Genomic DNA, 24,756 nt, shown 5'->3' with positions numbered 1-24,756 from the left:
TCTTAAGATACAAGAGATCATATATTAGCTAATTGAGTAAATTTTATTTAAATTATTTTCTGTCTTAAGATTGAGCAAATTCTAAATTACTTTACCTCTATGGGGCGATAAATTACAGCTACATAATAGTTACCTTAAAAGCAGATGAAAATCATAAATTTTTCATAACATATTAGTTGTGTACTTGTTTTCGTAATCAGCTGTGAGGATAAAAAATCTAAGCAGCATAAATTTACCAGCAATAAGTACCTTTGACAAGCATCCGAGGTATGAAAGCCTAAAGTTACAAATGGTAAGTGAGAGTCAAGGCAGAAAATAAACCTTGGGTTAAATTTTTGATCCAAGGTTTGCTTTTGATGAAGATGGAAAATAAAGTACAGATTATTTCCGATCACCTGTTACCTAACCCAAATCCCCAATACTTAATTACATTCAAAATTCAATTACCAAGAGAAAAACTATGGCTAAATCAAAAGAGCAAAAAGAGAAAAAAGAGCAAAAATTACAACCACCACAGCAACAAGAAGCACCAGGTGTTGAATCAGAAATGACGCCAAAACCTAAAGCAGATGATGCTCAGTATCGGGGTAGTGGCAAGTTACAAGATAAAGTAGCATTGATTACAGGTGCAGATAGTGGTATTGGTCGTGCTGTAGCGATCGCATTTGCTAAAGAAGGTGCAGATGTGGCGATCCTTTACCTGAATGAACACGACGATGCCAAAGAAACAAAACATTTGGTAGAAAAACAAGGGCGTCGTGCAGTCACCATTGCAGGTGATATTGGTGATGAAACCTTTTGTCAGCAAGCAATCCAACAAACAGTTGGTGAGTTTGGCAAACTCGATATTCTCATCAACAACGCCGCCGAACAACATCCAAAAGAAAGTATCGAGGAAATTACCGAAGAACAACTAGAGCGAACTTTTCGCACTAATATATTTTCGATGTTTTTCATGACTAAAGCTGCACTCAAACATTTACAAGCAGGCAGTTCTATCATTAATACTACATCGGTAACAGCTTATAAAGGTAGCCCACATCTACTAGATTATTCTTCGACAAAAGGTGCGATCATTGCCTTTACTCGCTCATTGTCACAAAATTTAGTGTCAAAAGGAATTCGCGTTAATGCTGTTGCACCAGGGCCAATTTGGACACCTTTAATTCCCTCAACTTTTCCTAATGAGAAAGTTGAAACTTTTGGTAAACAAGTACCAATGCAACGAGCCGGACAACCAGAAGAAGTTGCTCCCAGCTATGTATTTTTAGCCTCTGATGATGGTTCTTATATCTCTGGACAAGTGTTGCATGTCAATGGTGGAGAAGTTGTTAATGGGTAAGTAAAATAGTTAGTCATTTGTCATTTGTCATTTGTCATTTGTTATTTGTACTGAGCTTGCCGTTAGCGTGGCCTCTCGTAGAGAAGTATTAATCATTGGTTATTTACTTTGGACAAAAGACTAATGACTAATGACCAATGACTAATGACCAATGACTAATGACTAATGACTAATGACCAATGACTCTACCCTAATGGTCTTCCATTGGAGGGATGAGTTAATGTTGAAATATTGATACTCTATCTAGCAGTGTACATTTAAGAAGTAATAACTAAGTCTATGGCATCTCCTACACCACTGTATGGCACAGAACTAGTAGATTGTGCTAGAGCAAATGCCAAGCAAGGAATTGAAACTGCTGCTTATCAATGTGGCTATGGTCAAGACCTCAACAAATTTGCACGAGAACTCAGACAAGCTTGCGAAGAAATGAATTTACAAGTTAAAGAACTCAGCGGATTGATTACTGATCAGGACTTGATATTAGAATTGGGTACTGGCGAAATTGTTGCTCCAGAGACAGCATCAGAATTGTAAAAATTAGTCATTAGTCATTTGTACTTTGTTCTTCACTAATGACTAATGACAAATGACTAATAACAAATGACTCTTTTCATAACTTTAAAATTACCCGCGCTAAATTGAAGTAAATCAAAACACCTACTACATCAACTGCTGTGGTGATGAATGGTGCTGACATTAATGCCGGATCTAAACGGAGGTAGCGAAATAGAAACGGCAGTGCTGAACCGGAGATAGAAGCTAAAAGAGAAATAGCTACCAAACTAGTCCCGACAGCGATCGCTACTTCTAATCGTCCTTGGAGAAAATAAGCCCAGACAGTAGCGATCGTACCTAACATTCCTCCCAATAATGCCCCTGCGATCGCCTCTCGGCCAATTACCTGCAATGCGCCAAGCGATCGAATTTCATCGGTGTTCATCCCGCGAATCACCACTGTGGAAGATTGAGCGCCGACATTACCACCAGTCCCAGTCAGCAAGGGGATAAACGCTGTCAGTGTTACCACTTTTGCTAAAAGGTCTTCTTGTGACTTAATGATTGTTCCTGTAATGGTATTGGTTACAAGTAAGACCAATAACCATACAACCCGCTTCCGAGCAATTTCCAGTAAATTCATCTGAAAATAGTTGTCGCCCCCCGACTGCACACCACCACCCAAGGCATAGATATCTTCGGTGGTTTCTTGTTGCAAAATATCAATCACATCATCTACGGTGACAATACCTACTAGACGCTGTTCTCGATCTACCACAGGCACAGCTAAAAAGTCATATCTTTGGATTAATCTGGCAACTTCTTCTTGATCTGTATCAGTGTAGACAAATACCACATCACGGGTCATAATCTCGCCAATAATTTGCTCAGGCTGAGAAGTGACCAATTCCCGCAACGATACAATCCCTGTTAAGCGCCTTGCCGCATCCATGACATAAAGATAATAAATCATCTCACTGGCATTAGCTAAGTTGCGAATTCGCTCTAGAGCTTGAGATACTGTAAAGTTTTCTTTCAGTGAAATTAACTCTAGCGTCATGATTCGCCCAGCAGTATCAGCTTCATAACCCAATAGTTGGGCTGTAGCTTGGCGTTCCGTTGGACTCAGTTGCTCTAGCAGACGATTAACGACTTTTGCTGGTAATTCATCAAATAATCTAGCCCGGTCATCCGACGACATTTGATCGACAATATCGCGGACTTCCTGGCTTTTAAGTTCCTCGATTAACCGTTCTTGAACACTGTAGTCAAGATATTCATAAACCTCGATCGCTTCATCCTTAGAAAGCAAGCGAAAAGCCAAAGCGTGCATCGCTTCTGGTAAACCCTCAATCGCCTCGGCAATATCCGCAGGCTGCACAGGTACGAGAATAGCTTTTGCTCCCTGCAAGTCTCCTGCTTCTAGGAGCATTTGCAGCTGAGTCCGCACTAAATCTCGCAATTCCCTGCGTGAGACATTCTGGATGGTAGAGTTTAAATTGTTTGTCTCAGTCAAAATCCACTTTCCTCAGCCAGTTTGAACAAGGTTGCTGCCCCTAGTCTAGGGGAAAGTGGGAATGTGCAACGTCAAACTTGTAATTTTTCCGACTTGGAGTAAATTAAAAACTTTTGTAAATGAACGAAAGAGTAGGGTTTCAGACGCTGATAAGTCCTTGGGTTCAGTGCGTTTCTGGGTAGCAATTCGCTGGATAGTTCACCTACAACAAGATTGCTCGAAAAGTCCTATATTCGCGGAATTGCTACGGATTGTGTTCCGAATACGCGTCAAGATAAAGCATAGATAAATCATACTTTGTCAAATCTTTAAATAGAAAAAGGTTTCTTTATACAATTTTCATATAATTAATATCTATGCAGAGAAAAAACATGGGATTATCCTGTAGGTTGGGAATTTTTATGTAAAACTCATCAAAACTTTCATATTCCTTTAAAAATATATATATCAATGTGAATATTTAAACAAAGTTCCACAAGAAAGATAGACATAACATCGTGATCTAGTGTCAAATATGTAATTGATTAATCTAAAAACAGTACTTAAGCGAGATGTGTATTATTCTCATTAGAGATACTTAAGTATCTAGATATTCCGATTGTGCTTTACTTTGCCTCACCTTCAGACACCTGCACGTCAGAGAAATTAGAAGCTCTCAAAAATGGCGATTTGTAATTTTTTATAAGAGAAGGCTGGAGGACTTCGGCGATCGCAATTTTGACCCTTCTCTACGAGAGGCTGCGCCAAAGACAAGCTCAGGGAAAAACAGGCTCAGTAAAAGACAGTCGAGTTGCAGAAGGCAATTCTTGCTGGAGGAAAGAACTATGAATTAAACTCACAAATTTGTCTGAAGAAAACAAACATTAATCAGGACTAATACCCCCTTAAAGTAATCTTTAGTATTTCATATAATACACGTTTTTTATATTTCCTTTCAGAGAAAAATAGGAAGGCATATCATTACGTAATACTATTTTAATGTTGATACAAATAGCAGAACTCAAAGTCTCATGCATTAATAAATTGCTTTGTATCAACAAATGAATGAAATAGTATCAGTCTTAATTAAGAATATGTTGATAGGTAAATAATAATTTGATTATCAACATATTCACGCTACGATTATTACGCATTTTTTGTTGAAAACATTAAACATAAAACTAATCCAAAAGTATTGATCATGGCATTAGTTTTAGCTCTATTGTGAGGCATATATCTCAATGAATGAACAGAATCAACAACTGTCAACATCTCTAAATCCAACAATTGTTGCTCAACCATCTGCTTTAGAGAATCAGGCACAACCCAGCAATATTTCCGCTCGGGCTAGTGCTAGCGCCCTCTCTCAGGGAGATGGGCTGAAAGCAGAGTACTACGACAACATCGACTTCACCAACCTGAAGAAAACTCGCACAGATGCAACAGTTAACTTTAACTGGGCCCTTGGTTCTCCAGATCCATCCGTAGGTGCAGATACCTTCTCAGCGCGTTGGACAGGTCAGGTAGAAGCCAAGTACAGCGAAACTTACAATTTCTACACCTCTACTGATGATGGTGTGCGGCTATGGGTGAATGGTCAACAAATCATCAACAAGTTTGTCGATCAATCAGCTACAGAACACAGTGGCTCGATCGCACTGGTTGCTGGTCAAAAGTATGATATTAAACTCGAATACTACGAAAATACATACGATGCCGTTTCTCGACTTTCTTGGTCAAGCACTTCTCAAGCCAAGGAAATCATTCCTCAGTCCCAACTGTATAGTAATGTCAACGTACCTCCTGTAGTTGGTAATGGCAACGGACTCAAAGCAGAGTACTACGACAACATCGACTTCACCAACCTGAAGAAAACTCGCACAGATGCAACAGTTAACTTTAACTGGGCCCTTGGTTCTCCAGATCCATCCGTAGGTGCAGATACCTTCTCAGCGCGTTGGACAGGTCAGGTAGAAGCCAAGTACAGCGAAACTTACAATTTCTACACCTCTACTGATGATGGTGTGCGGCTATGGGTGAATGGTCAACAAATCATCAACAAGTTTGTCGATCAATCAGCTACAGAACACAGTGGCTCGATCGCACTGGTTGCTGGTCAAAAGTATGATATTAAACTCGAATACTACGAAAATACATACGATGCCGTTTCTCGACTTTCTTGGTCAAGCACTTCTCAAGCCAAGGAAATCATTCCTCAGTCCCAACTGTATAGTAATGTCAACGTACCTCCTGTAGTTGGTAATGGCAACGGACTCAAAGCAGAGTACTACGACAACATCGACTTCACCAACCTGAAGAAAACTCGCACAGATGCAACAGTTAACTTTAACTGGGCCCTTGGTTCTCCAGATCCATCCGTAGGTGCAGATACCTTCTCAGCGCGTTGGACAGGTCAGGTAGAAGCCAAGTACAGCGAAACTTACAATTTCTACACCTCTACTGATGATGGTGTGCGGCTATGGGTGAATGGTCAACAAATCATCAACAAGTTTGTCGATCAATCAGCTACAGAACACAGTGGCTCGATCGCACTGGTTGCTGGTCAAAAGTATGATATTAAACTCGAATACTACGAAAATACATACGATGCCGTTTCTCGACTTTCTTGGTCAAGCACTTCTCAAGCAAAAGAAATTATTCCTCAGTCCCAACTGTATTCACCATCTCTTCAGACCACCATCACATTAGGATCATCTTCCACAACTGTGAACGAAGGTGATGGTAGTGTCACCATCACTCTGCTTAGAAGTGGTGATTTAAGCAGCACATCTTCAGTTAAGTATGCCACCGTAGCTAACACTGCTACAGCAGGATCGGACTACGGAAGTGAAGGCGTCGAAACAGCTGGAACAATTATTTTTGCACCGGGACAAAGTAGCAGACAAGTATCCATTCCGATCAATGACGATTTTCTGGCAGAAACAAATGAAACCTTTAGTTTTGTCATTGATCAGACAGAGGGAGCAACACTGGGACTCCAAAGAACTCTCGGAATTACGATTCAAGATAACGATCGCGTTGGTGGCCTCAACTTCACTCAGCCAGTAGTTAACGAAGATGATGGTTCTGCGAGAGTGACAGTTACACGGGATAGCGGTGTGGGGACTGCTCGTCTGGACTATATAACCGTGGATGGGACTGCAAAAGCTGGATCTGACTACCAGACTGTATCTGGAACCTTGAGTTTTGCAGCGGGAGAAACCACTAAAAACATTGTGATCCCCATTGTTAATGATAATGTTGGGGAACCAAATGAAACATTTAATTTGAGGTTCAGTAATGCAGTTGGGTTACAGCTAGCTACTCAACAAACAAATATCACTATTGTTGATAATGACCCTGGTAACTTTGCTTTAGATACAGTAGCTTCTGGTTTAACTCAACCTACAGCTTTTGACTGGACATCTGACCAGAAGCAGATGTTCATTGCCCAGAAAAATGGGGTAGTGCGAGTATTGGACAACGGCACATTATTGTCAACACCATTTATCAATATTTCTGGACAGGTAAATGATACGCGCGATCGCGGTCTTTTAGGCATTGCTGTACATCCAGATTTTGGCAAAAGTCCAACCGGCAACAACTACATTTACTTATTGTTTACCTACGATCCAGCAGAAACCAGTACAACCAATTCTAAGAACAATCCTAATAGCACATTAGACAATCCCGATCAGAATGGGAATCGGGCTGCACGACTAATTCGGGTAACAGCTAACCCCAACACTAATTACACTACTGCCATTGCTGGCAGCGAAGTTGTGCTGCTAGGTAAGAATAGCACTTGGGATAATATTATTCGTCCCGATGGCAACAGCACAAATGTCTCACTTGGCTACGCACCATCAGGAATTCTCAACAAAGATACAGGTAAGCCTTTTACTAGCTTGCAAGATTATCTCAATAATCTCGATAAAGTCCAAAATATCCCAGATTTTATAGCCACTGATAGTGAGTCTCACTCAGTTGGTTCTGTGCGCTTTGGGACTGATGGTTCCCTGTTTGTCAGCATAGGCGATGGCACTTCCTACAATGGCGTAGATCCACGAGCAGATCGCGTCCAGGATGTCGATAATCTCTCCGGTAAAATCCTGCGGATTGATCCGATTACTGGTAAAGGCTTATCAAGTAATCCTTTCTACAACGGTGATGCCGATAGCAATCGTTCTAAAGTTTACAACTTAGGTTTGCGTAACCCCTTCCGTTTCACAATTGATCAAGACACCAATAACCCTGTAATTGGTGATGTTGGCTTTGGTTCTTACGAAGAGGTCAATATCGGGAAACCAGGAGCTAACTTTGGCTGGCCGTTCTATGAAGGTGGGCTAGATGCAAATAACAATATCATCAACCTGAGACAACCAAACTATGCTAACCTAGATGCTGCGAAAGACTTCTATAGTAGTGGCAAAACTGTAACAGCACCAGCTTACACTTACAAGCATTTTGGGTCTAATTCGATTGTTGTGGGTGACTTTTACACAGGTAATACTTTCCCCTCGATCTATCAAGATACTTTATTAGTTGGCGATTTCAGCCAAGGAACTATCGATGCTTTGAAATTTGATAGTCAGGGCAAGCTTGTCTCAGTTCGTCGCTTTGCTTCCCAAGCAGACAGACCTAATTTAGGAGTGCCTACACAATTGACCACTGGAAAAGATGGCAATGTCTACTACGCAAACTTGACAGGAGGCCAGATTAATCGCTTCCGGGCTGTTTAGATAACAGTTAGAAATTATCAGTGAACAGTTGTCTAACTGTTCACTGATTTTGATCAACAAATTTCGGCGGGTTTAAGTCCCCAGCTACAAAAGAAACCGCAAGTTTTGTGGCGAGGTGTGTAGGTAATTGGTCTTTGAAGACGCGATAAATCGCGTCTCTACATGAGGATTTTGTTGCTCATTCTGAACTGTATTGCTCAAGATAACTTTGTCAAAAATCCCAGCAATTTTTTGGTATTTGATGTCAGGAGTGTTCGACGATAAGCATCAGCTGCTTTTTTAATGGCTTCGGCTTGAGTGGGATAAGGATGAATTACACTGCTTAACTTACTCAAACCGATTTTATTCACCATTGCCGTAGTCACTTCTGATATCATCTCACCTGCGTGACTGGCGACAATAGTTGCACCAAGAATTTCATCAGACCCCTTTTTATGGTGGATTTTGAGAAATCCTAACTCTTCACCATCTGCGATCGCTCGGTCTACACTATTAAAAGGTATCTTAATTGTTGTCACCTCAATACCCAATTTCTGCGCTTCATGTTCATACATCCCTACATGGGCAATTTCTGGGTCAGTATAAGTTACCCAAGGCATCACCAAACTACTGAGTTTCGAGCGTCCCAATCCAAAGGGAGAAAACAGCGTATTCTTAATCACAATCCGCGCCGCCGCATCAGCAGCATGGGTAAACTTCCAGTTCATGCAGATATCGCCAGCTGCATAAATTTTGGGATTGGTCGTCTGGAGGTAATCATTTACCTTGACACCTTGGCGCTTGTCATATTCTACACCCACAGCTTCTAAATTTAGATTTTCGACATTTGGCGATCGCCCCGCACCGACTAAAATTTCATCTACTGTCACCGAATCTCGATGACCATTAGAGGAAAAATAAAGTCGTTTTCCCTCAGTGACAGTTACCACTTCTTCTAACTTGGAATTGAGAACTACGCGAATTCCTTCGTTAATCAAAACCTTTTGGAGAATTTCAGCCGCCTCAGCATCTTCTTTATTTAAAAGATGAGAACCGCTATGGAAAAGTACCACCTCAGAACCTAAACGCCGGAAAGCTTGCGCCAATTCGCAACCAATGGGGCCGCCGCCAATCACCGCCAAATGTTCCGGTCGTTGAATCAGGGAAAAAACCGTCTCATTGGTTAGATAACCCGCCTTTTCAATTCCCGGAATCGACAGTTGTGCAGCTCTTGCACCAGTAGCAATTACAGCTTTTTTAAACCGCAGAGTTTTATCGCCAACTTCCACAGTATTTTTACTTGCAAATCGACCGCTACCCAAAAAGACATCAACACCCAAGTTTTGAAACCGTTCCGCCGAGTCATTATGGCTGATATCGGCCCTTACCCGTCGCATCCTGGCCATGACTTTAGGAAAATCAACATCTATATTATGTTGGGGAATATTAACTCCCAAGTCTTTAGCATCCCAAATTTCACCAACGATACGGGCAGACCGAATAATAGTTTTAGATGGTACGCAACCAACATTTAAGCAATCTCCACCCATGAGATGCTTTTCAATTAACGCCACCTTTAAACCCAAATCCAGACCCGTAGCCCCCGCCGCCACCACTAATCCCGCCGTACCAGCCCCAATTACTACCAAATCGTAAACATCTGCCGGTTGAGGATTAACCCAATTTGGCGGATGGACGTAAGACACCAACTTTTGGTTATATTCATCCATTGGACGAACTGTAACTCTCTCTAAATCTGAATTGGCCATTGGCGAAACCTCTTTTAAAATTAAGAATCCCGATTAATTTGGGTGGCTCAGTCTTTTATTTTTATGCTTGTTTATGGCGGTTCTCGATTGAGTAAGCTACAAGAACCCCACCCCGCCAATACGGTGTATATACAAGTCTTAAATAGCTGATTAACCAGCGTTTTACCCCACCCTAACCCTCCCCTTGCAAAGGGGAGGGAACTAGATTTTCTATTTCCCCCCTTGGCAAGGGGGGACTAAGGGGGGTAATTCGACTTGTGTGTACAAGTGGTACTAACCTACAATTCTTCTTCTAAAGCTTTGCGTGCAATCCGGGTTACATAAACTGTTACAGCGACCGTCGCAATCAAACCCAAAATGCGAATTACCCATTGTAAAGTCGGGTTAGTAGGTTGAGCCTCAGTCCCAATCATGGCCAGATTACCTGCAAGAGAACCAATATAAACGTACATAATAGTTCCAGGAATCATGCCTAGAGAGCCGAGGAAGTAATCTTGAAGTGAAACTCCTGTAATACCAAAAGCATAGTTCAGCAAATTGAAAGGAAATATAGGGGACAGTCGCGTTAACAGGACAATTTTTAATCCTTCTTTACCTACTGCTTTATCAATGGCGGCAAATTTTTTGTTATCTGCGATTTTTCGAGCAACCCAACCCCTAGCTAAATAACGTCCCACAAGAAAAGCAGCTGTAGCGCCAAGGGTTGCACCAATAAATACATAGAGAGAACCCCAAACTGCACCAAAAATCACACCAGAACCCAAGGTGAGAATAGAACCTGGGAAAAAAGCGACAGTAGCGATAATGTAAAGGGCTATAAAAGCTAAGGCTCCCACCGCACCCAGGCTATCAATCCACTGCAAGGCTTCGCGTAAAATTGCTTGGGGATTGAAAGAATTTGGATTTGCAGATTCTTGTGCCCAAGCTGGGTCTGTGTTTAATGAGAAGGCACTCGCCAATATCAGTAATGTTAATATACTTAGGCTAAAAAACTTCTGCAAGTTTCTGGCATCAATACTTTTAAATATCTGAATGATTGTTAATTTTGTCATGGGTTGTTATTTCTTCTATTGCCACACTTTGAGCTAATGCTTTCTGAGCAATTTTTGTGATGTACACAGTCACCGCAACAGTAGCAATCAATCCAACTACTCGCATTATCCATTGCCAAACTTGAGTTTCTGGAGTAATTGCTTGATGAGACGTGTTAATCATGGCAAGATTACCAGCTAAAGAACCAATATAAACGTACATCACAGTACCGGGAATAATACCGAAGGAACCTAATATGTAGTCTTTGAGAGAAACCTGTGTAACTCCAAAAGCATAATTTAATAAATTGAAGGGAAAAATGGGACAGAGACGAGTCAAAAAGACAATTTTCCATCCTTCTTTGGCAACTGCTAAATCAATCGCTTTAAATTTAGGATGTTTGTCCATTTGTCGAGAAACCCAATCCCGCGACAGGTAACGTCCAATGATAAAAGCTAAGGTTGCTCCGACTATTGCAGCAATTAGCACATATATTGATCCCCAAAATACTCCAAACAAACAACCACCTTTGAGCGTTAGTAGGGAACCGGGGATAAATAGTAATGTTGCCAAGTTGTAAATGACTATGTAAGCAATAGGCCCTAAAATCCCAAGACTCTCAACCCAAATAACTGAGGTTTGTAAAAGTCCCTGAATATTTAACTGTTTCGCAGCAATTATTAGAGTGACAATCAGGCAACTTAGCAGCAGTAATTTGAGTTTAGAATCTAATACGCGCTTTCTCATTTTTATAAGTTTGACCTTCTGAGGCTCGATGTTGACCTTTTGAGGCTCGACGTTGACCTTTTGAGGCTCGACGTTGACCTTCTGAGGCTCGACGTTGACCTTCTGAGGCTCGACGTTGACCTTCTGAGGCTCGATGTTGACCTTCTGAGGCTCAATGTTGACCTTCCGAGGCTCGACGTTGACCTTCTGAGGCTCAATGTTGACCTTCCGAGGCTCGACGTTGACCTTCTGAGGCTCAACTTTGAAACCTACCCTCAAATCCAATGCCCCTAAGATATGCTACCCACATGAGAAACAGCTTAAAGCCTCTTAAATTTTTCTCGGCGATACCAGCTACGAATTCGCTCAGGTGAAACGCCGAGTAAATAAGCAACAATTACTATTTGATTAAGTAGGGTAGTTTTGAATACTCCCTTTTGCAACCATCTACGGGCTGAGGTGACAACTGGTGTGGGAATAATTACAATGCGTCCAATGTGTTTTAACTGGCGTATGAGTTCAAAGTCTTCCATGATGGGCAATTCAGGAAAGCCACCAATTTGCTGAAATACGTCTTTTGTTAAAAAAATTGCTTGGTCGCCATAAGGCATTTGCCAAAAATGCGATCGCATTTTTACTCCCCACTCCACCCATCGTAAACTTAAAAGTGACGCATCAATTCGCAAGTTAAATGCACCAGCCACAGTCCCCGAATGTTGTAGTGCTGTACAAATCATCTCATCAAACCCAGTCGGCAAACGTGTATCTGCATGGAGAAATAGCAGAATATCACCGCTAGCTGCAACAGCACCCGCATTCATTTGAGCAGCACGACCGGGAGATGACGAGATAACTTTAACACCCAATGACTGAGCAATTTCCACAGTGTCATCCTCTGAACCAGCATCTACGACAATCACTTCTATATTTGTACTGGGTTGGGTAGTTGCGTTGGCATAGCATTTCGTAGAGAAGGCTGTCGTAGATATTGCTTCTTTAATATTTTCCGCTTCATTGAGTACCGGAATAATAATAGAAATTGTGACAGCGCCAATATTCTGACTCATAATTGCTGAATTTTCTGTTCTAATATGATTGTTTGAAAAGTGTTTCGCTGTGACTTTAGGCACTTTTCAAACATCCTCTTAGACTTAACAAAATGGTGGGTGATTTTAATTACAACTATATATAAGACTCATATTTGATTTCTGAAAAAATTCAGTACAACTAAGAAGTCTTCTTTCCTATTGACTATTGCCTATTGCCTACCTACGCAAATTCGTTCAGAAATCAAAGCGGATTCCTATATATACCTTTTGTAAAATCAATTTGCAGATAGTTTATTATGCCACTCTTTCAATACAAGACTAGACCATAACAAGAAACTTATCAGTAACAGTCCCATAAATCCATCCAGCCATATTAGACTATGCATTTTCCAAGTCATGGGAGCAACCATCGGAAAGAGATAATGGACTGGACTGGAGATACTAGTTATTGAGTATAAGGCTAATAAAAAGTACGCTAACCAAAACATGCCTTTGGTGTAAAACCAATATCCTAATAGTCCCACTGGAGTCATTACAATTACAGTACTAATTACTCCAATAGAAGTGAACCACGTTGGGCCAGGATATCGACTCAAAAATAATGCATTATCTATGTAGTGTAGCCAAGTAGAAATGAGATTGAGTGTGATAATAGCTAGTAGAATCGTCTGGCGAAAACTAGAAGTATTAATCATGATCTAAATATGCAATTAAAATGCGTAAAAACTTATTAAGCCGACTGCGGGAAGCAATCGGCATAACAAATTCATGATAATTTAGTTGCAATTTAGCCGTGAGTTGCACCTTGAGGGGGACGTGAGACAACTTTTTTGGCTAAACCCAAAGTCTGCAAAACTAGGATGCTCCACCAAGTAACATCAATTTCCCACCAATACAACCCAGATTTTGCCATGTGGGGATAAGTATGATGGTTGTTGTGCCATCCTTCTCCATAGGTGACGAGGGATACCCACCAAAGATTACGAGCGCCATCATTGGCATCAAAGGTGCGATAACCCCACAGGTGTGATGCTGAGTTTACAAACCAGGTTGAGTGCCAAAGCAAGACACATCTGAGAAACACTCCATAGAACACAAAAGGCCATCCTCCTAAGACATAAAGCAGCAGTCCGAAGGGGATTTGCAACACCAGGAAGTAGCGATCCAGCCAACAATAAAAGGGTTGTCTTGCTAAGTCAGGGGCATATTTTTTATAGGTGTCATAGTCAAAGAATTCTGGACGTGGGTAGAAAATCCATAGTATATGGCTCCACCAAAATCCTTTTTGGGCAGAATAGGGGTCTAAATTGATATCTTCTGTGTGGGCGTGGTGTTGGCGGTGTCCACCTACCCAAAAAATTGGCCCGCCTTGCAAAGCCAACGCTCCAATGAGGGCGATCGCATACTCTAACCACTTGGGAACTTGGAAACTCTTATGGCTCAGTAGTCGGTGATATCCCAAGCAAATACCAATGCTCCCGAATAACCAGTGGAGAAACACTAGCAAACCTAATGCTGGCCAAGAGAAAAACCAAGGAGACAGAAGTGCTAACGCATGAAATACACCAAAAAATACCACATTTATCCACCTGAGTTGAGGTGAATTGCCTCTCTCAGGAGCGATCGCCCCAAAATTTGCGGTCATAAAAATTCCTGTTGATGGATGATGAAGCGATTTGCTTTTTCTCGGATGCCATCCCACAAGGGATTTACCCGCCCTGTATACTAGTTCGTTACAGTGAGCCACCGCGGTCTTCTCCCAAAGGGAGACGCCAAAGGCGATAGCACAGCGTTAGCGAGTCATTGAGCGTCTAGGGGTTTCCCCCATTAGCGACGCAGGAGCGTCACCCGTAGGATAGAGTAAAGCAAGTATCACTTACATTTGTTATGCTAGCAGAACTCTGATATCCGTGCAAGTGCCACTTGCATTTTTCTATGTCATCTCACCTCCTTTCTACTCGTCAACGCTTGATTCAAGCTGCACTTGAGTTGTTTTCTGCTCACGGAGTCAGCGCCACTACAACCCGCCAAATTGCTGAAAAAGCCGAAGTCAATGAAGTGACTTTATTTCGGAATTTTGGCAATAAGCACGGACTGCTTTTGGCTGTGCTGGAAGAGTCCGCAGCTTTCAAGGATTTAGGTGAATCGCTGGTGCGGCGAGCAACGCCTCCCGGCAATGTCTACCAAGCTCTTAAGGATTATGCAAGTGACACTTTACACGCACTAGAACGAGTGCCAGAGTTCGTCCGGTCTGTGGTGGGTGAAGCCGACCAATTTCCGGCAGAAAATCGCCGCGCCCTAGGCAGGGGAGTAACAGAAGCAAACCGCTATGTAGCTCAGTATTTAGCTACTGTAATCCAGCAAGGACACCTAAATACTTATTTACCCGCAGAAAAATTAGCCAGTTTGCTGAATGGGATGATCTTGGGATATGCCGTAATTGAGTTCACTAGCGAATTTCACGAACTTTGGGACGATCGCGACGATTTTCTGGAAAATTTGGTGGAGTTGTTTTTAAATGGAGCCATGTCATCTTCAGCAGAATTAGCAACAAACTGCTTACAAGGAGGTTTGAACACTACAGAAGTAGCTGATTTGCCTGCTAGTTTAGTTCACGAAATTCTGCAACAAGCCAGGAAATTGGGAACGCGAGATTATGCTTTAGCTTATGTATTATTTGGGGCTGGGTTATCCGCCACAGAAATAATTAGCTTGCAGCGATCGCACCAAATCTACGATACTCAAGGGCACTTCCTACAAATCACAATTCCCGGATTTGTCCGTCAAGTACCTGTGAATCAGTGGATTTTGGGCAAACGCTACGGCTCTTTTACTAATAATCCTTTAATCAAATGGCTGAAAAGTCGTAAAGATGCTCAAACAGCCATGTTTTTGAATGAAACAGGCACATCCATCTCACAATCAGAGCTTGAGACACGTTGGCAAGTATGGAGTGAGGGATTGTTAACTCCCCAAGGAAAAGCGCCAGCTTTAGCTCAGGCACAACAAACCTGGCGTGTAGAAATGTTAATGCGGGGGATCACCTTGGAAAACCTGAGTATTTTAACAGGTTGCGATCGCTCCCAATTACAACCCTATGTCCGCCGAGCTAAAGAAAAAGCTGCCCTAGAGCAAGCAACACATTTGGATCATAAGCCGGGGTAGGATTTTTTCGGGAGATGAGGGTAAAGGGTAAAGGGTAAAGGGTAAAGGGTAAAGGGTAAAGGGTAAAGAAACAAACCACTTCCCCTTTACCCTTCTTCATAATGTCCAATGCCCCATTCCCAATTAATTTAACGGCTCCACAATAGCTCTTAAACCTTTGCTAGAAAGTGTTTTAAGCATTTCTTTAGCATTATATTCGCTGTTAAATACTCCTGCTTGCATAACTCTTTGACCTTGCCAAACTGTGGGAAACGCATCAGGAGCAAGGAATCGCACTAAATCTTGATCTCTCTCGGTTGCTAGTGGCACTACCACGCGATAACGTATACCAAACTGTGTCGCAGAGTTACCGCCATAAGGAATACTTGCAGAACTTGTTTGCATATTGCGAGTATTGCTAATGGGGATATTGTGACTAGGAAGTGGTAAAAGTGCTGAAGCTCCTGAGGCAGAAGTTTCTAGTATTGGTAATGACTGCTGTGCAACTGGATTGGATAGGTACTCAGGGGCAGTAAACTCAATCGTATTAGGATCAATCCGCACATAATTTAACTGTCGTGTATCAGTCTGCGGTTCTGGACTGGAATTTGCAACTCTTGAAGTGTTAGTTGGTATTTGTCTACCTGACAAACTGCTAGGAGTAGGAAAACCCGCGACTTTAGAGGTGGGGAGTTGTTGATTGGATCTAGGCGTGGAAACTGATGTATTGGCTGGCGCTAATGGCAACAATTGACTGTTTAATGGTGTAGAAACAGGATTATTTGCTGAAATGCTGTTGTTGCTTTGCCCATTGGTAGTTTCAGAGATTTCGGGAGCCGAGAAAGTGATTTCTCCAGTTGGTGGTATTTCTCGTAACACGTTGTTGGAAGCGGGTTGAGAATTCTGGGTTGCTATTGCTGTTGTACCGTTAATATCTACTTTGCCAGTGATGCGATCGCTCACAAGGTTGTTACCAGCAGCAAGAATTACCTGTTTAGCAGCGCTAGCGTTAATGTCGTAGCGGCCATTATTTTGAAATTGATTACCCCCAGGTTCGGATGCACTACCCAAATCTGGCATTGATTGAGCGATCGCAACTAAACCATCTTCTTTATTATCTTGAATAGAATTATTCCGCAAAATCGGGCGGGCATTTGCTTGCACCACAATTCCCGATCTATTGTTCTGAATTTGATTGCCGATGACTACTGGAGCGGCATTGTGGGCAATATTAATGCCAAAACCCGTTTGGTGAAAGATATTTTCCTTCACTTGAGGACTGGAGTTACCGGCAATTGTGATTCCATTGGCTCCATTGCGATCGAAGTAATTCTTGGTAATAGTGGGTGCAGCATTACCACTGACGGAAATCCCATCTTGAGTACTGCCAGTAAATGTATTTTCCGCGACTACTGGATTGCTAGATTCAATCCATAAACCGTAACCACGGGGGTTAGAGTTTGTCACTGTTACCCCAGTGAGTAAAGCTTGATTTGCTCCAACAATTGTGACATTTTGACCGGCAAAGCTCCGACTCAGGTAATCACCACCACCCTGAATGATAATGTCCTTGCCTTGATTACTAGGGTTACCTTGAATTGAAATACCCGGTTTTAGCATTAAGGGAAATTCCTCTCCTGTCTCGGCGCTATAAGTGCCCGTAGAGAGCATGATTACAGTATTGGCGTTAGCTAATCGCAACGCTTGAGTAATCGTTTTCACAGGAGCGGATTCGCTGCCATTACCTGCGCTGTCATCTCCCACACTAGGGTTGACAAACAGCACGTTAACCTGAGATGGTGTTTTCTCGCCAGAAGGTATGGAATCTGGTGTCGATGGTATTTGAGCGATCGCGCTACCCAAGCTTGTACCCAGGAACGCCATACTTGCCGCTACCATAATTGCTATAAAATATAATACTGATGCGCTAAAAAATAAAAGCCTTGCTGATTTCAAAAACTCCAGTTTTGCAAGCATAATATCTACTCTACGGTACTTAGAAAACACATGATAGTGAATCATATTTAACACGACTCCTTAGAAGTATCAATAAATTCTTATACTCTTAGAGAGTATTATGTCGATAATATTACTCACAATATTGACCGATTGGCGATTTTTAATACAGAGTATTGAAAGAGGCAGGAGGCAGAAGGAGTAAATCAATAGGGGATTCAGACTCCTCCTGAATAAGACTCCTTTAGTCGCGGTACTTGAGAGAAGGCAGTTTTCCTCCAGCAAGACTGCCTTTATTGATAAATTAATGTGAGTTCCACTTATTTAAAAAAAGATTTTTGTTAGATATTTTGAGTCTCGGTGTTTTTTGTGACTTTTTTAAGGCTGAAAATAAAACTCAGTAGTCTTAGAGGACTTTAAAAACATCCTCTAATTGAACAAAATTTGTTGCTAGCTATTTTACGGTAAAATCTAACTGGTTAAATCACCGCAATACATCAAGCGTGAAAACTGACAGCATTTTTTATCGCCTTTTTCAAGAACTTCCTGGCATCTTTTTTGAATTAATTGGTAATCCACCCCAAACCGCAGAGACTTATCAATTCTCATCAATTGAAATCAAGCAAACTGCCTTCCGTATAGATGGTGTTTTTCTCCCAACACAAGGAGAAAAAAATCCGATTTACTTTGTTGAAGTCCAGTTTCAAACCGATACAGAAATTTATTCACGCCTATTTTCAGAAATTTCTTTATACTTACGCCAAAATAAACCTAAAAATTCTTGGCGAGGAGTAGTTATTTATCCCAATCGCAGTCTAGATACAGCAGATATCAAGAATTACAGCGAATTTTTCACTAGCCAGCGCATCAGTCGCATTTATCTGAATGAACTAGGTGAAACAGCATTGCTGCCAGTTGGAATTGCTACGATGAAATTAGTCGTTGATGAAGAGGAGACAGCTATTATCGCTGCCAGGCAGTTAATAGACAGAACCCAGCAAGAAATCAACATTGAACCACAACGGCAGCAGTTACTAGAATTGATAGAGACAATTTTGGTTTACAAGTTTCCGGCAATGAGTCGAGAGGAGATTGAAGGTATGTTTGGGTTGAGTGATTTGAAAAAAACACGAGTTTATCAAGAAGGCAAGCAAGAAGGCAAGCAAGAAGGCAAACAAGAAGGTAAACAAGAAGGAGCGCGTGAAGAAAAGTTGAGAATGATACCTTTGTTGTTGAGATTGGGATTGAGTTTTGAAGAAACAGCGAAAGAGTTAGGTTTGAGTCTAGAAGAGATTCAGCAAGAAATGCAAAAACAGCCTCCAAGTCAGGATACGTAACCGACAATTAGCACTGAACACAAATCCCTCTAAATATTCCTGCTATTTTTTATCCGCACAATTTTTAATTTTTTCTATGATTTCCCTGTCTCCCATTCTCCAAGCTAGACTTTCCCAACCCTTGAAAATTGGCTCCTTCGAGGTAAAAAGTCGGGTTCTCCAGTCGCCTCTATCTGGGGTTACAGATATGGTGTTTCGCCGTCTGGTGCGTCGCTATGCCCCAGACTCCATGATGTATACCGAAATGGTGAATGCTACAGGGTTACATTATGTTAAGCAGCTACCCAAAATCATGGAGGTAGATCCCAACGAACGCCCAATTAGCATTCAACTATTTGATTGCCGTCCAGATTTCCTAGCAGAAGCAGCAATAAAGGCAGTTGCAGAAGGTGCTGATACTGTTGATATTAATATGGGTTGCCCAGTAAATAAAATCACTAAAAATGGTGGTGGTTCTTCGTTGTTGCGCCAACCAGAAATAGCAGAAGCAATTGTGCGGGAAGTTGTAAAAGCTGTTGATGTCCCTGTGACAGTAAAAACCCGTATTGGCTGGAATGACAACGAAATTACTATTCTCGACTTTGCCAAGCGGATGGAAGATGCCGGGGCAAAAATGATTACGGTACATGGACGCACCCGCGCCCAAGGATACAATGGCAATGCCCGTTGGGAATGGATTACCCGTGTAAAAGAAGTGCTTTCTATTCCAGTGATTGGGAATGGAGATATTTTTTCTGTTGAAGCGGCGGTGAGATGTTTAGAACAAACTGGCGCTGATGGCGTCATGTGTTCTCGTGGAACTTTGGGTTATCCGTTTCTGGTGGGAGAAATTGATCACTTCCTGAAAACTGGGGAAATATTACCGAAACCTACCCCGATTCAGCGCTTGGAATGTGCAAGAGATCATTTACAAGCCTTGTGGGAATATAAAGGCGATCGCGGTGTACGTCAAGCCCGTAAGCACATGACTTGGTATGCTAAGGGTTTCGTTGGTGCTGCCGAACTGCGAGGACAGCTAAGTTTAGTTGAAAAAGTAGATCAAGGTTTGGCAATGATTGACCAAGCAATTGAAAAACTGGCTAATGGTTATGAAATTGAAGAAGAAGCAGAAGGTAGTTTGGTAATGCTTTAGAAAATCTATGTTATAAAAGCAAAAATCCATCAATCAATTAAATTGATAAATATTCATCGATTTTTAAAAGCATTTATTCCCATTTGTTTAACTTTGATATGTATTATCGTCTTGGTTAGCTTTCAACAACCAGATAATAAACTGGCTAAGTTTTGTGTAACTGCTAAACCTCTTACTAAAGTCAAAGTTAATAATTATGATATTAATGGAATTGCCTTACGTGAAGGGACTTTTACTAAAAGAGTTTCTCTGAATAGCGCTAGAGAACTAAAAGTAATCATTTTTCCAAAAGCACTTTCTTTTATAACTTGGTCAAAAGTGCGCCAATCATCAATTCAATATATCGGCCAAGGTGTTGATAATAATTGGAAAGAATGGTTCCGTCCTGATTATTTTTATTTGCTTGAAGTCCCTCCACAAGCAACAGCTTTAGCCTTTGGCAGGCTTTGTTATCGCAATGGAGATGTTGATGTTGAGCCTATCAAAAATATCAAACAAATTTCTTCGGGAAAAATAATCATCAATGACAAAATTTATCTTTCTGTTGCATCCTCACTACCAAAGATTAATTTGTATAACGTCATCGTTAATACTGGCAGTAATCGTAAGGATGCACTTGGTACTCAAACAGAGGTATATTTTACAACGATCCTTAATGAGGATTATGATTAATTGCAATGTCGGCGAAATTGTATCCAGCCTATTTGGTCATTTCAATCCCTAATAGGGATTTTGTTGAATTGTAATAGAATGGGTAAAGACGGGCATAAAGTAAATATAAGTTTCAATCCCTAATAGGGATTTTGTTGAATTGCAATTTGATCTGTGATTTTATTGATGAGGATAAGATGGGTTTCAATCCCTAATAGGGATTTTGTTGAATTGCAATCTGGATACTTTATTTACGACTACTCGAATTCCCTTCTGTTTCAATCCCTAATAGGGATTTTGTTGAATTGCAATCTACTGGAGGTTATATATGCGCTCAGGGCACTTGTGTTGTTTCAATCCCTAATAGGGATTTTGTTGAATTGCAATTGTGTTTTTCTTTATGTACCTAATGTAGCTTGGTGGTTTCAATCCCTAATAGGGATTTTGTTGAATTGCAATTCCATTGTTTTCTACTAAAAACTCATCGTGGGAATGTTTCAATCCCTAATAGGGATTTTGTTGAATTGCAATTAGTAGTTATTAGAGTTCTAAAGAGTCCCATGTAGTTTCAATCCCTAATAGGGATTTTGTTGAATTGCAATCAGGTACGCGACCACGGGTATCCGGTAGCCTAAAGTTTCAATCCCTAATAGGGATTTTGTTGAATTGCAATTTCTGAGGGGTCGGGGCTACGTCCTGAGTTGAACAATCGTTTCAATCCCTAATAGGGATTTTGTTGAATTGCAATGGGGTACTACTGAGCCTCTAGATTGGGATGGTTTCAATCCCTAATAGGGATTTTGTTGAATTGCAATCATATTTTGGGCGTATCTGCTGGGGAATGAAGGCGTTTCAATCCCTAATAGGGATTTTGTTGAATTGCAATAATGAATATCCTTCCCCGACTATGCCTAATTCAGGGTTTCAATCCCTAATAGGGATTTTGTTGAATTGCAATGTAATCACTAATTTACCGTTGTGTTCTAGCGTCTTGTTTCAATCCCTAATAGGGATTTTGTTGAATTGCAATGGAAGAAGTGAGGAAGCTTTTAGAGATGAGGCTTTTCTTGGGTTTCAATCCCTAATAGGGATTTTGTTGAATTGCAATCAAATTCGCGATCGCGAAATAGTCAGAATTCGAGGTTTCAATCCCTAATAGGGATTTTGTTGAATTGCAATTAAAATATCAGGCTTTTTCGCTAAAAAGTCCTTGTTTCAATCCCTAATAGGGATTTTGTTGAATTGCAATCGCATCACGAAGAGTAACACGGCTTAGTGAAGTTTCAATCCCTAATAGGGATTTTGTTGAATTGCAATATACCACCCATAAAGTGTCTGGTTACCGCCAGAAGTTTCAATCCCTAATAGGGATTTTGTTGAATTGCAATACGTTACTGATGTGGACTCAGTAAAAATCAATGGCGGTTTCAATCCCTAATAGGGATTTTGTTGAATTGCAATGTTAACATAACAGAAGCCCTTTAATCAACCTTATATGTTTCAATCCCTAATAGGGATTTTGTTGAATTGCAATCCATTGAATCCCACGCAGAGCTACCGGACTGAACGTTTCAATCCCTAATAGGGATTTTGTTGAATTGCAATTACAGACAGCCTCAAATGCTCTGTCTTTTCCGGGCTGTTTCAATCCCTAATAGGGATTTTGTTGAATTGCAATCGCTGGCGTCTGAAAGGACTGCTGTATTTGGTTTTCAAGGTGCGGTTGCGCGAATGAGTGAATCATAACACAGGGAATAGTCATGGCACAAGATGCAAATCGCTGAAAGCCAGTCTTCGTAAGGTGCGCGGATGGTTTTAGAGTACCATTACCCTCAAAGTCTTGTATAGATAGAGTGTGCAGCTTTTTTTGCCCCTTCTGATTTTGTACACCTACCCATCCGCGCATTTTGCAAGTAAATTAGTCAGATTGCTGAGAACTAAGCTTACTACTTAATGATTTGGGAATACTGAGATTAGAGGTATATATTGCAAATCCAGTAACCTTTAAGATCATGTTGACACTTTTAAACTATCCTTTGCACTCAATTGGTTTTATTCCCCATGGACATTGTTATCTCTGGCAAACAGGGCTAGTTTGGTTACACATTATTTCTGATGCGACGATCGCAATTGCCTATTATTCTATTCCCTTCTTGCTGATTTACTTTATTTCCAAACGCCAAGACGTTCCTTTTAATGGAGTCTTTATATTATTTGGTGCTTTTATTATTGCTTGCGGTACTGGACACTTAATAGACATTTGGACGCTTTGGCATCCAGATTACTGGGTTGCAGGTAGTCTCAAAGCTTTAACTGCGATTATTTCAATATATACAGCCTTTGCCTTATTTTATCTCATGCCTCAAGCTCTAACATTGCCTAGCCCTGCCCAGTTAGAAGCAATTAATCGAGTGCTCACAAGTGAAATTGTACAGCGCAAGCGTATAGAGCAAGAACTGCGTAAAGCTGAGGAAGTTGCTCAAAATGCTAGCCAAGCAAAAAGTGAATTTCTTGCCAATATGAGCCATGAATTACGCACACCCCTTAATGGCATCCTGGGCTATACACAAATTCTCCAACGCACAGAATCTTTAAGCGAGAAAGGGCGCAAAGGAGTCAGCGTCATTTACCAATGTGGTTCTCATCTATTAAACCTAATTAATGATGTTCTGGATCTCTCCAAGATTGAAGCCCGGAAACTGGAATTGAATCGTGTTGGTTTCTACTTTCCTGCTTTTATAGACAGTGTGGTTGAAATTTGCCGTATCCAGGCAGAACAAAAGGTCATTGCATTTCATCTTCAATTAGATCCTGATTTGCCAACAGGCATTTATGCTGATGAAAAACGCTTGCGACAAGTACTGATAAACTTGCTTAGTAATGCCATCAAATTTACTCATGAAGGTAGCGTTAGCTTTCAGGCTAAGGTTATTAGTCAAGAATTAAATGCCGATGGAAAAATAACAAACTACAAAATTCGTTTTGAGATTGCAGATACCGGCGCGGGTATAACCCCTGAGCAAGTCGAGAAAATCTTCCAGCCTTTTGAGCAAGTGGGAAATCAGAAACGACAAAGTGAAGGTACTGGCTTGGGATTAGCAATCAGCCAACAAATTGTTTTACTTATGGGTGGTCAAATTCAGGTGCAGAGTGAGCTTGGCAAAGGCAGCACTTTCTGGTTTGAGGTGCAATTGCCAGAATCTAAAGATTGGGCAAAGGTTTCTAGAGTGATAGAGCAGGGAACTATTATTGGTTATCAGGGACAAAAACGCACGATTTTGATTGTGGATGACAAATGGGAAAACCGCTCGGTAATTGTAAATTTACTAGAGCCAGTTGGGTTTACAGTTATAGAAGCTAGTAATGGTCAGGAAGGATGGGAACAAGCTGTAGCTCATAAACCAGACTTGATTATCACTGACTTAGTTATGCCTGTAAATGATGGATTTAAGTTCATCAAACGTTTACGTTGGTCTAACCAATTTAAAAAGATTGCTGTTATTGCTTCGTCAGCTAGTGTATTTGCAGCCGATCAGTATAAGAGTGTTGATGCTGGTGCAAATATATTTCTACCAAAGCCTATAGAAGCTGAAGCTCTGCTGGAATTACTACGAAAACTTTTGCAACTGCAATGGGTTTTTGATGGTAAAGCAGACACAATGAAAAAAAATGATATAGGTGGTATGGATCATCTAGAGAAAATGATTTCTCCTAGTAATGAGGTTTTACAACAGTTACTCGAACTAGCACAAGACGGCGATATTCAATTACTTTTAGAATCAGTTCAACAACTTTCTGCATCTGATGAGCAACTTAGTGCTTTTACTGAGCAAATCATCCAGCTTGCTAGTAATTTTCAACTCAAACGTTTGGAAAGTTTCATTCAACAACATATTAATTAATT

Annotated in this window: 16 protein-coding genes and 1 CRISPR repeat array; of the genes, 9 read left to right on the top strand and 7 right to left on the bottom strand. The window is 41.1% G+C overall.

Annotated elements, in window-relative coordinates:
* Window positions 1-460 precede the first annotated feature (460 nt).
* Both ACWATR_RS10240 and ACWATR_RS10235 read left to right on the top strand, forming a co-directional pair.
* Entirely contained in the window at window positions 461-1,342 is an 882-nt protein-coding gene (locus ACWATR_RS10240) for an SDR family oxidoreductase (RefSeq protein WP_460331960.1), read from the top strand.
* A gap of 279 nt (window positions 1,343-1,621) precedes the next feature.
* Entirely contained in the window at window positions 1,622-1,879 is a 258-nt protein-coding gene (locus ACWATR_RS10235) for a hypothetical protein (protein ID WP_460331958.1), read from the top strand.
* A gap of 76 nt (window positions 1,880-1,955) precedes the next feature.
* On the opposite strand, the gene mgtE is transcribed toward ACWATR_RS10235, so the two are convergent.
* Window positions 1,956-3,356 (bottom strand): magnesium transporter, encoded by a 1,401-nt coding sequence (gene mgtE, locus ACWATR_RS10230; RefSeq protein ID WP_460331956.1) that lies wholly within the window; start codon window positions 3,354-3,356, stop codon window positions 1,956-1,958.
* A gap of 1,220 nt (window positions 3,357-4,576) precedes the next feature.
* Between mgtE and ACWATR_RS10225 the strand changes: the two genes are divergently transcribed.
* Window positions 4,577-8,077, top strand: a complete 3,501-nt coding sequence (locus ACWATR_RS10225) for a PA14 domain-containing protein (protein ID WP_460331954.1) — start codon at window positions 4,577-4,579, stop codon at window positions 8,075-8,077.
* A 197-nt stretch (window positions 8,078-8,274) separates the two neighbouring features.
* On the opposite strand, the gene ACWATR_RS10220 is transcribed toward ACWATR_RS10225, so the two are convergent.
* The 3 genes from ACWATR_RS10220 to ACWATR_RS10210 all read right to left on the bottom strand — a co-directional run bounded on the left by ACWATR_RS10220 (window position 8,275) and on the right by ACWATR_RS10210 (window position 11,604).
* The gene (locus ACWATR_RS10220) at window positions 8,275-9,825 is read right to left on the bottom strand and encodes a mercuric reductase (RefSeq protein ID WP_460331952.1); all 1,551 of its coding nucleotides are present in this window, start codon (window positions 9,823-9,825) and stop codon (window positions 8,275-8,277) included.
* 278 nt (window positions 9,826-10,103) lie between these two features.
* Window positions 10,104-10,877, bottom strand: a complete 774-nt coding sequence (locus tag ACWATR_RS10215) for a TVP38/TMEM64 family protein (protein WP_460331950.1) — start codon at window positions 10,875-10,877, stop codon at window positions 10,104-10,106.
* On the bottom strand, window positions 10,846-11,604 hold the full coding sequence (locus ACWATR_RS10210) for a TVP38/TMEM64 family protein (protein WP_460331948.1): 759 nt from the start codon (window positions 11,602-11,604) through the stop codon (window positions 10,846-10,848). The genes ACWATR_RS10215 and ACWATR_RS10210 overlap by 32 nt, the downstream gene beginning before the upstream one ends.
* Window positions 11,605-11,643: 39 nt before the next feature.
* Here ACWATR_RS10210 and ACWATR_RS10205 point away from each other — a divergent pair, with 39 nt between their 5' ends.
* Window positions 11,644-11,877: a hypothetical protein gene (locus tag ACWATR_RS10205; RefSeq protein ID WP_460331946.1), complete on the top strand. Its 234-nt coding sequence runs from the start codon at window positions 11,644-11,646 to the stop codon at window positions 11,875-11,877.
* 26 nt (window positions 11,878-11,903) lie between these two features.
* Here ACWATR_RS10205 and ACWATR_RS10200 read toward each other — a convergent pair whose 3' ends face one another.
* The gene (locus ACWATR_RS10200; RefSeq protein ID WP_460331944.1) at window positions 11,904-12,650 is read right to left on the bottom strand and encodes a TIGR04283 family arsenosugar biosynthesis glycosyltransferase; all 747 of its coding nucleotides are present in this window, start codon (window positions 12,648-12,650) and stop codon (window positions 11,904-11,906) included.
* Window positions 12,651-13,419: 769 nt separating this feature from the next.
* Window positions 13,420-14,277, bottom strand: coding sequence for an acyl-CoA desaturase (locus ACWATR_RS10195; RefSeq protein ID WP_460331942.1), 858 nt, complete (start codon window positions 14,275-14,277; stop codon window positions 13,420-13,422).
* Window positions 14,278-14,567: 290 nt separating this feature from the next.
* Between ACWATR_RS10195 and ACWATR_RS10190 the strand changes: the two genes are divergently transcribed.
* The gene (locus ACWATR_RS10190; protein ID WP_460331940.1) at window positions 14,568-15,797 is read left to right on the top strand and encodes a TetR family transcriptional regulator; all 1,230 of its coding nucleotides are present in this window, start codon (window positions 14,568-14,570) and stop codon (window positions 15,795-15,797) included.
* Between the two features lie 123 nt (window positions 15,798-15,920).
* Here ACWATR_RS10190 and ACWATR_RS10185 read toward each other — a convergent pair whose 3' ends face one another.
* Entirely contained in the window at window positions 15,921-17,798 is a 1,878-nt protein-coding gene (locus ACWATR_RS10185; RefSeq protein ID WP_460331938.1) for a DUF1565 domain-containing protein, read from the bottom strand.
* A 437-nt stretch (window positions 17,799-18,235) separates the two neighbouring features.
* Here ACWATR_RS10185 and ACWATR_RS10180 point away from each other — a divergent pair, with 437 nt between their 5' ends.
* From ACWATR_RS10180 to ACWATR_RS10165, 4 genes are all read left to right on the top strand, one after another.
* Window positions 18,236-19,069: an Rpn family recombination-promoting nuclease/putative transposase gene (locus tag ACWATR_RS10180; protein ID WP_460331936.1), complete on the top strand. Its 834-nt coding sequence runs from the start codon at window positions 18,236-18,238 to the stop codon at window positions 19,067-19,069.
* A gap of 76 nt (window positions 19,070-19,145) precedes the next feature.
* Window positions 19,146-20,201, top strand: coding sequence for a tRNA dihydrouridine synthase DusB (gene dusB, locus ACWATR_RS10175; RefSeq protein WP_460331934.1), 1,056 nt, complete (start codon window positions 19,146-19,148; stop codon window positions 20,199-20,201).
* A gap of 42 nt (window positions 20,202-20,243) precedes the next feature.
* Window positions 20,244-20,873, top strand: coding sequence for a hypothetical protein (locus ACWATR_RS10170; RefSeq protein WP_460331933.1), 630 nt, complete (start codon window positions 20,244-20,246; stop codon window positions 20,871-20,873).
* 38 nt (window positions 20,874-20,911) lie between these two features.
* Window positions 20,912-22,530: direct repeats of the CRISPR family, unit length 37 nt; unit sequence GTTTCAATCCCTAATAGGGATTTTGTTGAATTGCAAT.
* 334 nt (window positions 22,531-22,864) lie between these two features.
* Window positions 22,865-24,754, top strand: a complete 1,890-nt coding sequence (locus tag ACWATR_RS10165; protein ID WP_460331931.1) for an ATP-binding protein — start codon at window positions 22,865-22,867, stop codon at window positions 24,752-24,754.
* Window positions 24,755-24,756: the final 2 nt, after the last annotated feature.

The sequence above is a fragment of the Nostoc sp. UIC 10890 genome, assembly GCF_054786515.1.
The sequence above is the reverse complement of the archived record's forward strand: the minus strand, read 5'-3'. Positions and strand labels throughout refer to the sequence as shown.

What these genes read in the sequence shown, in the direction of transcription:
- ACWATR_RS10165 (WP_460331931.1), top strand. Translation starts at nt 22,865, where the DNA reads ATGTTGACACTTTTAAACTATCCTTTGCACTCAATTGGTTTTATTCCC.
- ACWATR_RS10185 (WP_460331938.1), bottom strand. Translation starts at nt 17,798, where the DNA reads ATGATTCACTATCATGTGTTTTCTAAGTACCGTAGAGTAGATATTATG.
- ACWATR_RS10210 (WP_460331948.1), bottom strand. Translation starts at nt 11,604, where the DNA reads ATGAGAAAGCGCGTATTAGATTCTAAACTCAAATTACTGCTGCTAAGT.
- ACWATR_RS10225 (WP_460331954.1), top strand. Translation starts at nt 4,577, where the DNA reads ATGAATGAACAGAATCAACAACTGTCAACATCTCTAAATCCAACAATT.
- ACWATR_RS10190 (WP_460331940.1), top strand. Translation starts at nt 14,568, where the DNA reads ATGTCATCTCACCTCCTTTCTACTCGTCAACGCTTGATTCAAGCTGCA.
- ACWATR_RS10240 (WP_460331960.1), top strand. Translation starts at nt 461, where the DNA reads ATGGCTAAATCAAAAGAGCAAAAAGAGAAAAAAGAGCAAAAATTACAA.
- ACWATR_RS10200 (WP_460331944.1), bottom strand. Translation starts at nt 12,650, where the DNA reads ATGAGTCAGAATATTGGCGCTGTCACAATTTCTATTATTATTCCGGTA.
- ACWATR_RS10235 (WP_460331958.1), top strand. Translation starts at nt 1,622, where the DNA reads ATGGCATCTCCTACACCACTGTATGGCACAGAACTAGTAGATTGTGCT.
- ACWATR_RS10215 (WP_460331950.1), bottom strand. Translation starts at nt 10,877, where the DNA reads ATGACAAAATTAACAATCATTCAGATATTTAAAAGTATTGATGCCAGA.
- ACWATR_RS10195 (WP_460331942.1), bottom strand. Translation starts at nt 14,277, where the DNA reads ATGACCGCAAATTTTGGGGCGATCGCTCCTGAGAGAGGCAATTCACCT.
- dusB (WP_460331934.1), top strand. Translation starts at nt 19,146, where the DNA reads ATGATTTCCCTGTCTCCCATTCTCCAAGCTAGACTTTCCCAACCCTTG.
- ACWATR_RS10220 (WP_460331952.1), bottom strand. Translation starts at nt 9,825, where the DNA reads ATGGCCAATTCAGATTTAGAGAGAGTTACAGTTCGTCCAATGGATGAA.